This is a genomic window from Haloarchaeobius salinus, assembly GCF_024464185.1.
Classification (GTDB): Archaea; Halobacteriota; Halobacteria; order Halobacteriales; family Natrialbaceae; genus Haloarchaeobius; species Haloarchaeobius salinus.
This window is the reverse complement of sequence record NZ_JANHAU010000007.1, coordinates 140,162-150,459: the sequence shown is the minus strand read 5'-3', so window position 1 is coordinate 150,459 and position 10,298 is coordinate 140,162. Positions and strand designations below refer to the sequence as shown.

Genomic DNA, 10,298 nt, shown 5'->3' with positions numbered 1-10,298 from the left:
ACCGCTCCAGACCTCGGCAGGTTGCACCGACAACTATTGAACCTATACGTCTTTGCTCCTCAGACCCGCCCACTCGATGTTCCCATCGAACAGCGACTCAATCAATTCTGGCCGGACGCTACACATCGTACAGATAGGCGTCTTCTCCCTCATACTCGGGTGGTAATTCACCAACAGTCCACCCATTACCCGTCGTTTCGAGATAGTAATAGCGTCGACCGTTGTACTCCCAATAGGTTCCTGGGAGATCGTTTCCGTATACTCCCACTGCCATGTGCTGTGGTGGTTGAATGAGGATACAGTCGTAGTTGAACGTCTCTGCCTGGAGAACAGATGCCATCATGATAGCGGAGTCCTCGCAGTCCCCACCACCCTCAACGAGCGTTTCCGTGACGGATTTCGTGTAGTCGTCGTAGCCCGTACTCACATCGTCGGGGACGTACGGGAGGTCCTGAACGAAGCGAATCACGAACCGGACCTGCTCCTGTTGTGTCGTGTAGCCATTCGCCGCTGCTTCCTCCGCTAGAATTGTGGCGAGATTATCTGCGAGACCGGACTCTTGCGCGATTTGGACATACTCTCCGCGGTCGCGTGACCGAACTGCTTCCGAGGCCTGCACATATGTGGATTTGTATGCGATTAGATTGGCGTTCCAATTCCTCCCGCTGATTCTGCCGTTGAACTCCAGCAGATAACACCCCTCTGCACTCCTACGGGCGAATCCCGTTGCTTCGAAGTCGCCTACGCTCGGGAGGGGCTCTTCCGTTGTGAGACGTCCACCTGAGAGTCGAAGCCGGTTCGTCTCGCAAAGGTACTCAGCATCTTCGAGCTCAAGCGTCTCGATCGTTGCGTCACCAGGAACGAGATACGTTTGCAGGTAGAATGAGGTATCTGGGACACGTTCAAACGTTAGTGGGACGGTCTGCTCCATCGTTTGCTCCGGCACGAAGGCATCGCTAAGCCCGTAGCCGTGAGCACCCTCCTCTGCCATTATCTCATCGGGGTAGGCCCCAGCAACGACGAGCAAGCGACCACCATCAGGATAACTTCGGTCGATTGTCTCCGAGACAAGCCGAACTCTGGCGTCTTGCATCGAGTACGCCGTGAAATGAGAGGTTCGGTCTGAAATCGGAGCAGCGTCAGCTGACACCTCGTTCGTCGGGAGGGTTTCAGTCGGTGTCGTCGTCGGTGTTGTCGTGGGTCTGGTTGTTGTCGGTTCCGTTGTTGCAAAGGTCTCTTCGTCGTCGATAATCACAGAGTTTGTTGTTGGTGCTGGTGTGGTCTCTGTCTCCAGATCGAATTCGGAAACGTTGGAAAGTTCCGCGGTAGTCGTTCTACCGACGACGTCGCCCTCAGATTGTACATCCGGGTCTCGAGGCGCGTAGTCGTGTTTATCTGGAACTCCGTCACCATCGGAATCAGTTGTTGAGTCCTCAGTTTCAGAAAGGATAGAAGAACAACCAGCGATACATGTCGTGATTGGGAGGGTCAGACCTGCAATGTAGTCACGGCGGTCCATGTGAATTATTACCAGATTGATGCTATAACGGTTTTGGCTACAGTGTCAGTATCAGATTCTGTTCTCCAAACGGCGAGTCACTGATCGGACCACAACTCGAATTAATCGATATACTCCTGAGGAGGTGGCAAATTCCGGTGACGTAACATCAGGTATGAGCCTTTTGGCTGAATTACATATGTGTGTAAGGACATTTTCGCAATATGACTTCCTGGCATCTGTATCAAAAAATCGCCAACGAGCTAGGTGTTTCCAGCGAGAGGATGCACCTCCTCAATATTCTCACAGATTGTAGATATCTGGTCACGAATCATCCCCCATTCCTCAATGTTGAATCTCCCGACCGGTTTCGTTCGAACCAGGCGTGGCTTGAGGACAATCCAGCAGAGGGCGTTGAGTTCTGCAAGGACACCTATGGCTCCGACGCTGGAATTGCCGCGATTCTTCGCTGCGTTGGTGCAGAAGTAGTCGACTACACGGATTCAGATCTTGCTATTGGCTTCGCGATTCTCGCCTCGCACATTGACGAATATCTCAAAGAAACTGTGCAAACACCCCAAATCCAATCAGAGGTAGACAAAGTCCGTACTCACTTCGCAGACAACAAACAACAGTTGAAACGGATCGAAGACTCCCATGACGGGGACGAAGAGACTCACTCGTATTGCGACAGCTGTGGAGTCCAACTCTCGACGCCATTTGTCTATCAGTGTGAATCCTGTGAGGCCCGCTTCCCCGGGTGGCCCGCCCTCCTCTACGACGAAGTTGAAGAAGAGAGTAAATCGAAATGGCGCGAACAGTTGGACGTTACGGTACTCAGCCAAAATAGAACAAAACACTTCATCGTATTGCGGGCTGAGAGTTCGCTCCCAGGTTGGATTGAGGAAGGTGGTCAGATCGGTCAGATTAGAGACTCCAGTCTCAAATTCATGGGGAAAGTGGTCAACACCGACGGGAGAGATATCCACGTGGACTATGAAAACACCTCAGCCGCTGCGCTGAAGGAAGGCCAACAGATCACGGTCTGTAGTTCAGAGTCTAGTATTGCTATGACCCAACAGTCTGGGTTCCTCTATGAAGCTCGTCGTGGTTTCTCCGGCTGGCGCAATTCCAGCAGTGAGGATGCAACCGTCGAGAAGCTCGCGACCAACGCGCCCCGTTTGTTCGAGACCTTTGATAAGCGTACTCTCAGCAGACCGGATCAAAGTGAGCCAACAAACTGGATGAGTCTCGATGGGTTCGAACTCGATGAGTCACAAAAGGAGGTGCTATCCGATATACTTGGATTGAATTCCGGAGACCTCTCGCTCGTAGTTGGCCCACCAGGTTCGGGGAAAACCGAGGTAATCGCGAAAGCAGCCTACGAACTCGCCGCTACGGGTGAACGTGTTCTGGTAGCCTCTCACACCAATATTGCGGTCGATAACGTAATCGAAAAACTCGCTACGCAGGATACACATAAAGTAGTTCGAGTGGGTCGCCCCGCAAAACTCTCGAAAGGCACGAAGAGACTCATGCTGTCGAAGGTAATGGAAGACAGCACCGACGAGACTGTCACAGACCTTCTTCAAACTGCGGAAGAACTGAAATCCAATATCAGCAATCTCAACTCCAAAGTCCAGAATCTAAAACAGGACCGGTCAGTTCTGGAAAACGCAGCAGAAACTGGCCCAAGTAGTTTAACTAACGTTACTGATGTCACTGAGACAATTGACGCCAAGCAGGTGGAGCTGACCGATATCCAACGCCGGATTCAAGAACTCCAAGAGGAAGCTGAGGCAACCTCCATCAGCAACGCCGACATCACTGGGTCGACGATCATTCGTGCTCATCTCGGTGGCCTCGCGCAAGTCGATTTTGATACAGTGATTATTGACGAAGCAAGCCAAATCCCGGTACCACTCGGGCTTCTGGGCATGGTTTCTGCGAAAAAGTGGGTCGTTGTCGGTGACCATAATCAGCTCCAACCCGTTCTGAAAACGATAAAAACCAGAGACGGTAGCCCACCGGATGAGGCATCAATCTTCTCGTTCCTCAGAAATCGCTATGACATTGAACGCTGGCTCGAACACCACTACCGGAGCCACGAAGACATCATTGGATTCGCAAAAAAGCACATCTACAACGATCAAATCTCAGTCGCCGAGTCGTGCCCAGATGGTACGACCTTGGATCAGACAACTGGAACAGCGTCGAACGCTGCCGAAGTTGCTGCTGGCCCTCCTGTTGTGTTCGTTGATGTCGACGGTGAGGAAGCCTGGCGGAAGCGCTTCAGTGGATCAGTCAACAAATCAGAGATAGAAGCTGTTACCAAGCTCGTGAGTCACTTTATCGATAGCACGGATGTCTCTGAAGACCAGCTTGGTGTCATCACTCCGTTTCGCGGACAGCGGAGTCTAATTGCTGACGAACTTCCGAAATACGGTGGCGTGGAAGTTTCCACCGTGGATGGTTTCCAAGGTCGAGAACGCGATACAATCATCTTCAGTGCCGTCAATACTGAAAAGAGCGGCCTCCGCTTTTCTGGGAACCCAAATCGGTTTAACGTTGCCTCGACCCGTCCCAAGTCGCGCTTCATCATGGTAGGTAATTTGTCAGCGATTAAGGAAAATGCGCCGGTTGGGAATACACTCAAGAAGTTTCTCAACTATGTGGCAGACAGAGGCGGAGTCTATGACTGGCAATCTGGAACTTGGGTTGACGGAGTTCCCCTCGGAGAGATCAATGGTCCCAGTTCCGGAAACGATCCTTCATCGGAGGTGGGACCTGACTCTGGGAATTCACCGAGTAGCGGGAACGATGTAACTGACTCCGATGGCCCTGACAAGGAAACCGACACTGGAGAAGGAATTTCGAATGCCAACTTTGATGTGGAAAAATATACCCGGATTAAGTCGCTCGTCAACCTGACACCGACGTCAAACTCCGAATTGGCCGACGCATGGGAGATGAAAAACGGGAAAGAAGCATGGGACTATCTGAGCTCGGAGCTTCGTGAGTACTATCAACGGGATTCCAATCACAAGATTCAGCACACAAACAAAGCGACCCAGTATCTGGCAGGAGAGATAGAGTAGCTCTATAAGAATCGTCTGGCGAGTCGGTGGAACTCCCCGCTCCATTTGCTCAGTCGTGAGTTCGGTGCCGTACTAGCAGTTGGCGATCAAAGGGGACCACGTGTGCGAGATGAACCAACTGATGATCACACATCGATAGAGGGGCGTGGCTCTGATGCTATCCACGTGCGCCCGTCCGTTCCCTTGGCTCTATTACTCCGAATTCGATCGGCACAACATTAACCAACAATTCGGACTTGTTGGTTAAGGCTTTTCGCTCTTATGTAGAGTTGCGGAAAGACGGTTCTCAGACGTAGAGTTACAGCATCCTGCCGCGAATTTGGAGGTATGTCCAGTACCATTCCAACCTTCGGCAGGATGCTATGTCAACTAGTGGACTTAGAGGTCTTAGCCCTTCGGACCGAGCCGCTCGACGCCCGTATCGAGCAGCGACTCAAGCAGTTCTGGGCGGACGCTACTTGTCCACACTGGAGCATCAGAGCATTCGCGTCTGGGACGGCCTCGACCGTGTCTGGTGTCGGAACTGTGATTTTCGACCAGTACACACGTATGGAACGCCGTTCCACGAGAAGCACCTCTTCGGTGGTGAGGTGCTTCTCGCGTATGTTCTGTATGCTGATACGCTGTTGAGCATCTCACAGAATGCGGTCTTGTTTGACCGCACGTACAAGACCGTCTATTACGCGATTCGAGACGTGGAAGCCGCGATCTCTCGCGGCTTCCCCTCCATATGGGCACGGATCCAGCAAACGGTGTTCGGTCCGACTGAAGTCGACGAGAGCGGCAAAGTCTGTCGGGCTACAAAGGACAAAATCCTCCACGAAAGAGCCGCTCTCGTGGGGGATCGTCGCGTAGAGGACGTACTCGATGGAAGGGTCGCCACGGCAATCAGCTAACGCTCGTCGCGGCCCGCCGCAACGAGCTCACCGTGATACGGGCGAAGAAAGGCATACGCTTCGAGAGTGATCTTCTCAGCGTGATCCAGGAAGCTGAAGACCTCTCCCAGCCGCTGGGAGAGGTCTGGACCGATGGGTTGCAAGCGTATCGGAGACTCGACTATGATCATCGAGTTGTGATGCACGACGAGCGGTATGTTTCGCCAGACGGCGTCCACATTAACCACGTCGAGAGCCTCTGGTCGGTGATTCATCCGTGGCTGCGGAAGTTCCGCGGTCTGTCCAAGCAGGGCTTGGAACAGGCCGCTCATACCTTCGGATTGGTCCATGTCATTAAACCGCGTGAGCGCACCGGTATTGACACTCGTTGATAGCGTTGCGATCGACTCGTTCCACAGTTCTACATAAGAGCGACACTGTTTCCTGTTCGGGACTGTCGTCAACACTGGTAGCTAGGTCTAGGTGAGAGCTCACCGAATCACGCCATCTCACCCCAGCGCAGAATGGAAAGCTTCGACGAACTGTATTCTCATCGTCGATGAGCTCGTCCACGATATCCTAACCAGAGTCGATGGCAAGATTGTGGTCGCCAACACGTGTCGGAGCCAGAAATCAACCAGTCCGATCTCTATTGAAACTGCCGGGAACAGGACTAATAGTTCGATTGCTTACGGTGGTCGGAGATCGCGCCACCGGACATCGGTCTCTGTCCCGTCGTCTAGCTGAATCCGGTACAGTACAGCATCACGATCATCACCTGTTACGTCGTTGGCGTCGTCCTCGAAAATCGTGATGATCTTGCCGTAGCGTCCATGGAGTTGGTCATGATCTGGATCCGTCTCATCAGGGATATCGATTCGAACACGGTCTCCAACCTCAATGCTGTGTTCTGTCATTTTCTTGTTTAATATTCAAGGAGAGAGTCGATTGCTATCATAACAGCAGCCTCGAACTGATCAACGAACTCATCGAAGTCGTCGACGGCAGCGGCCGTCGGCAGCTCGACGATCTCAAGCGGGAACTGTCCAGCGACCTCTGCGGTCGTCGCATTATCACCGTCACAATCGGGATAAAACAGAATCCCCGGTGCGTCACGACCCAGCATGTACGACGTGAGCTGGTAGTAGTCGCTGTTCGAGGGCGTATCAATCTTCCACTTCGCATCACCGACGATCAGCGGTTGCTCATGGCCTTCATAGATGGTCACATCGGGCTTTAGCGTCACGTTGTGCTTACCGCCAGTCAACAGGGATTGGGTTTTCTCCTGCGGTTTGACCGTCCATCCACGCTGTTCTGAAACCGTGGTGACAGCCCGTTCAATGGCGTTCTCGAAGACCGTATTCATGTTCACCATCAGCGCGAAGGACGTGCTACTTCCTGCGGTCAACTCCGAGACGAACGCGTTCTCGATCACTAACCGTGAGAGTCGAAGGATGTCCTCGTAATGTTCGGAAAGCCGCGTTAACTGAATTCCATCAAGCTCGGCACCTGTGACGGGTGTCAGTTCAACCCGCCGCCGGAGCAATTGTTGGTGTTGTCGAAGGGTCTGGGTGATTGATCGATCCGACACCGTCCCGAGTAACACCGACGTCGCGTAGAGAATGGCCCGGTTGGCAGTTGTGTCATGCGTGAGTTCGTCGTAGGTACACTCGAACTTCGTCGGGGTGGGCGGGTGGCGTTGGAGCTGCTGCTGAATGTTCAACTGGCCACGAAGATGGGGTTCCGTCCCGGCAACGCGTCGATAATCAGTCTGGAGACCACGATTCAACACCTCCCGGAGCTCGGCTTCGAATAGTGCCCCGAACGCGTCGAGAAACGTTGGGCCTCGCTGGAACGGCGTCTCTGACGCAAAAGTTGTCGGGGTCGTGTCCTGTGCGTATTGGAGTAAATACAACAAATTCGTTCCTGCAGCTTTCGGACTAACTTGGATAACTGGCCCATCGAGAAGTGAGACGATGCCGACATACTGGGTCGCTTTGAGGATAGCCTTTCCATCCCGGGTGTACCGCAGATTGATCCGGTCCCCATCTCGGTCTGTCCCCCCGTTGACGTCCTGGGTCAGCATCCGCGCAGCCTGTTCGCTCAGCTCGATTGGGTCGGACTCCTCGTACTCTCCGAGCTCGATATCGGCGGTGACTTCGGCTTCACCGCGTGGAACGGGGATCGACATGAAGGCCTCTAGTCTGCCTCCGTATCCTCGACGTAGTCTCTGACAAACGAACCCAGTGCCGACTCCAGGGCAGCGGCGTCGAATGCTTTGATCTGCTGATGTTCCCAGTCAAACAGCTGCTCGCCATGCCCGGAGAACAGGGCGTCGCGAATCCGCGCGTACTGCCCGAACAGGTACTCCTCGAGCAGGGGGAGAATTTCGAACCGCCACATGTCGACGACGTCTTGTTCGTCCGACACCCCGTAGAAGAATGAATGCCCGATTTGCTTGCCTCGACCGAGATCAGGCTGATCACGAATCCGTTCATTCAGTACCTGAACCGCAATTAGGGACTGGGCAAGCAGTCGATTATCCCCCGTCGTCCGAGCAGCGTCTTCAACAGCGTCCCAACTGTCGAAGCCGTGGTCCTCCCGGGCACGATCGAGATTCGGGGGGAACGAAAGGAACCGGAAGCGACGTCGCAACGCGGCGTCGACGAGTGCAATCGACCGATCGGCGGTGTTCATCGTCCCGATGAGGTAGAGATTCGGTGGAATCGAGAACGAATTCCCGGAGTGGGCCAGCGAAATTGAAACCTCGCTCTCGGCATCAAGTCGTTTGTCTATCTCGAGAGCGGTGATCATTTCGCCGAAGATCTGGGCGAGGTTCCCGCGGTTGATCTCGTCGATGATCATGACGTATCGCGGTGCAGGTTCAGATTCCCCAGCTGCGTAGTAGGCCTGGCGTGCTCGTTCCGCGAACTCCAGGAAGACACCGGGCTGTTCGTCATACCGAACCTGTCCTTCCTCGTTCGTGTCGACGCTCAACCCCTCGATGAAGTCCTCGTAGGTGAACGAGGGATGGAACGTCACCGTCTCGAGCTGCCCCGTCGTGGGCTCGACGTCAGGTTGTTGATTCAGCCACCACCGAGCGAACTGCTCGGCAGTGTACGTCTTGCCGGTCCCGGGTGGCCCGTAGAACACCATTTGTCCGACATCGAGGAGCTGGCGGGCGATGTCCTCCCCACGATCAGGCATCGGTCGAGCTGACAGCGGCTCGGTCTCGTCGTCTGGATCGAACTCCGGTGTCGGCGCTTCGACGTCGTACTCGTCGTTGATGATAACCTTGGCCTTCACCTGGTTCATGTTCGGGGACACGCCGACCCGGGACTGCAGTACCCGGAACAGCACGAAAAACAGCGTCTCTGCTGGCGAAACGTGGTTAGTACGACCAATCCCGAGTCGATCAGCTGCAACTTCGAATTCGTCCACACGGCTCTCATACATCTCTTTGACCAGCGAGATGAATGCAGCTTCCCGTTCGGTCAACTCAGCGTCAGGCTCGACTTTCGAGAGGGCGTTGGTAAGGTCTCGAATGACGACTTCAGTAAAGACATCGAGGAACCAATCCCGGTCTCGTTCATCGAACGGCAGTTTCGTTCTAACGTCGACGACCGCATCCGTTACTGTGTCATACTGACTGACTGCGTCAGGCCTCGGGATTGACCAGAACCGGTCTTCAGCGATTTGCACAAGTGTCGGCTCCTCAGCGATACAAAGATACAGAAAATCCAGTGGCGACTCGGTGAAGTATGCGCCCTGCGCAAGCTCGAAATTCCTGTCGTAAAAGAGCTTCTCCGTCGAGTCATAGATCTGCTGAAGCCGTTCCCGATAGTCCTCGTTCTGGAGCAAGTCCTGATCAATATTAGGCGGGTCTTCGAAGGCCACGTAGTTCCCGAGCGGGCGAAAGTATCCTTCACCACGTTCCTCCTGAGGCCAGGAGTCGTCTGGCGGCCCCTCGAAATCCTCCTGCAGCGTCGACGCGACCGTCGACACCCCGACGAGCTCTCGACTGTCTTTTCGGATGTGTAGAACGAGGTCTCCAACCTCGGGGTCACGGAGTGTCTCGTATATCCTCCGACCATCGGCCCCTTGGCTCCGCGAGAACACTGCTGACCCCAGCGGGAACTCTCCATCAGGCTCTTTGTAGGGCTTATCTTTGACTGATGTGACCTCGATAAACGCAGAGGGGCTCTTCCGCGTCGTTCGAATCATCTCTTCTAGGGAGCCAAACTCGTCTTGAAGGTTTGCGGTAGCATCGCTACCGGGGATGATGGTTCTCGTCAGCGCCTCTTGATCGATTCCGAGGAGGTCATGCAGGCGATAGCTCTCGAGCTCGATTGGGACCGGAATGTCCAGGAACAGAACCGCATCGCTAAACTCGTCATCGGGCTGGATGTTCTGCGGCCCTCGGGTAGCAACAAGCCCCGTGAGAACATCGCCGATTTCGTCGGTATCGGTTTCGACCGCTGTGATTTCTGCTGCCCAGCTGTACCGATTGTGGCCGCGGTAAAAGAGCACGTAGTCACCAGCAGTAAGGTCAGAGGTATCGACGTGATCCGCGAGTGGGAGCGGCCACGAGTGCACGATTCGACTGTCACCCGGAGGGCGATACGAACTGAGTCGAGAGCGCTTGACACCCTGATAGACGAGTTCGTCGAAAACGGCCTGTTCCGTCGGGCTAGTCGCTGAAGCGAGGACGACACCAGGCGTCATTGCATACAGTGGTGGTTCCGGGACACATAAATTCACCTCTGGTGACTAGACGATCATCCCCGATTCCGTCCCGGGCTTTTCTTGGAAACAGGACAACGTATA

General features: G+C 54.2%; 5 protein-coding genes and 1 pseudogene. 2 read left to right on the top strand and 4 right to left on the bottom strand.

What is annotated here, in order from left to right; translation table 11 throughout:
* Positions 1-118: 118 nt before the first annotated feature.
* Positions 119-1,519 carry a transglutaminase-like domain-containing protein gene (locus NO345_RS18375; RefSeq protein WP_256301708.1) on the bottom strand — a complete coding sequence of 467 codons (1,401 nt, stop codon included), beginning with the start codon at positions 1,517-1,519 and terminating at the stop codon, positions 119-121.
* A 203-nt stretch (positions 1,520-1,722) separates the two neighbouring features.
* On the opposite strand from NO345_RS18375, the gene NO345_RS18370 reads away from it, so the two are divergent.
* Positions 1,723-4,596: a DUF5797 family protein gene (locus tag NO345_RS18370; RefSeq protein ID WP_256301707.1), complete on the top strand. Its 2,874-nt coding sequence runs from the start codon at positions 1,723-1,725 to the stop codon at positions 4,594-4,596.
* 327 nt (positions 4,597-4,923) lie between these two features.
* Positions 4,924-5,900 (top strand): annotated as a pseudogene (locus NO345_RS18365) (IS1595 family transposase).
* 260 nt (positions 5,901-6,160) lie between these two features.
* On the opposite strand, the gene NO345_RS18360 reads toward NO345_RS18365, so the two are convergent.
* From NO345_RS18360 to NO345_RS18350, 3 genes are read right to left on the bottom strand one after another with little or no spacing between them, the layout of a single operon-like run.
* Positions 6,161-6,388 carry a DUF8139 family protein gene (locus tag NO345_RS18360; protein ID WP_256301706.1) on the bottom strand — a complete coding sequence of 76 codons (228 nt, stop codon included), beginning with the start codon at positions 6,386-6,388 and terminating at the stop codon, positions 6,161-6,163.
* A gap of 8 nt (positions 6,389-6,396) precedes the next feature.
* On the bottom strand, positions 6,397-7,662 hold the full coding sequence (locus NO345_RS18355; protein ID WP_256301705.1) for an McrC family protein: 1,266 nt from the start codon (positions 7,660-7,662) through the stop codon (positions 6,397-6,399).
* 8 nt (positions 7,663-7,670) lie between these two features.
* Positions 7,671-10,196 carry an McrB family protein gene (locus NO345_RS18350; protein WP_256301704.1) on the bottom strand — a complete coding sequence of 842 codons (2,526 nt, stop codon included), beginning with the start codon at positions 10,194-10,196 and terminating at the stop codon, positions 7,671-7,673.
* Positions 10,197-10,298 lie beyond the last annotated feature (102 nt).

Bases quoted from the DNA above. Each gene is read 5' to 3' on its own strand.
- NO345_RS18375 (WP_256301708.1), bottom strand. From the start codon at position 1,519: ATGGACCGCCGTGACTACATTGCAGGTCTGACCCTCCCAATCACGACA.
- NO345_RS18370 (WP_256301707.1), top strand. From the start codon at position 1,723: ATGACTTCCTGGCATCTGTATCAAAAAATCGCCAACGAGCTAGGTGTT.
- NO345_RS18360 (WP_256301706.1), bottom strand. From the start codon at position 6,388: ATGACAGAACACAGCATTGAGGTTGGAGACCGTGTTCGAATCGATATC.
- NO345_RS18355 (WP_256301705.1), bottom strand. From the start codon at position 7,662: ATGTCGATCCCCGTTCCACGCGGTGAAGCCGAAGTCACCGCCGATATC.
- NO345_RS18350 (WP_256301704.1), bottom strand. From the start codon at position 10,196: ATGACGCCTGGTGTCGTCCTCGCTTCAGCGACTAGCCCGACGGAACAG.